A 999-nucleotide genomic window follows, 5' to 3' on the forward strand; every position below is an offset into this window, starting at 1 on the left:
AAATCATGTGAAACCTCATCCGAGCATGGCTTACAAGGGGTGACATGGCTTAACTTCGGTGGATTGCGGTGCAGGAGCGGCTGCAGCTCGATGCCCGGGGCGCTGTGGAGGTGGCCGGGCCCGACCTCGCTCGCGGGCCCATGGAGCTGCTGCTGCGCCGCGGTCTGGCGCGGCTGGAGGACTTCCGGCGCGCCGGCGAGGCCGCCGGCCTGTGTCTGGCGCGGCAAGACCGGCTCGAGGAGTTGCTGCGGGCCCTGGCGCGGCGACTGGCCCTGGCGGCGGACTGGGACGAGCAGGGGGTGCGGGTGCCCGAGGACATGGGCGCCCTGGTGGCGGCCCTGGCGGACTGGGGCATCGAGATTCCCGCGCGGGTCGATCTGGCCGCCCTGTATGGCGCGGTGGCCCGCCGGCTGGAGAGCGTGGAAGAAGAGCTGGCGGCCTGCTATGTGCTCACCCTGGGCAGCGCACTGGATTGGAGCCGGGCGAGCTGGCTGGGCGCGGCCGGTGCGTTGCTCTCCCAATGTGCCAGCGAATGCTTGAAGCAGACCGGTGCCGAGGGGCAAGAGCCGGACGAGGCACTGCGGCGGGGGCTGCTGCGATGTGAGGAGCTGCCGCTGGGCGCGCCCTGGCCGCGGGGAGAGTGAGGGGCGCGGGCTCGGGGTGGCGGATTTGGCTCCGGAATGCCCGCATGGCCGCCGACAGTAGCTTCCCCTGACCCATGCCTCTCAACGTCTTTGCTCAGCCCAGCCCGTATGCTTGACGCCCATCGTCAAGCAATAGGGAGAAGGGCCATGTGGCAGGTCGTGGTTGAGACATATGAATAGGACTTACGCAAAAGCCATGGAGAGCGATGGACTTCTGAGTTCCTGACGCAAGTAGTCTGAGAGCAACGAACGTTTGAGCTGGTACACAGTGGAGTAGGCTTTTCGAGCTAGTAGTCAGTCATGTTGAAACGCGAGGATAAATGCGAGTGAGCTTACGCCTGGCATCCTGGGTAGA

At 66.2% G+C, this 999-nt stretch carries 1 protein-coding gene; it reads left to right on the forward strand.

All coding sequences use genetic code 11. The features are described from left to right. Positions 1-68: 68 nt before the first annotated feature. A complete protein-coding gene (locus PY257_RS14165; protein ID WP_275742950.1) occupies positions 69-644 on the forward strand; it encodes a hypothetical protein in 576 nt (191 codons plus the stop codon). The last annotated feature ends 355 nt before the right edge of the window (positions 645-999 follow it).

The sequence above is a fragment of the Curvibacter soli genome (assembly GCF_029211125.1).
Lineage (GTDB): Bacteria > Pseudomonadota > Gammaproteobacteria > Burkholderiales > Burkholderiaceae_C > Curvibacter_A > Curvibacter_A soli.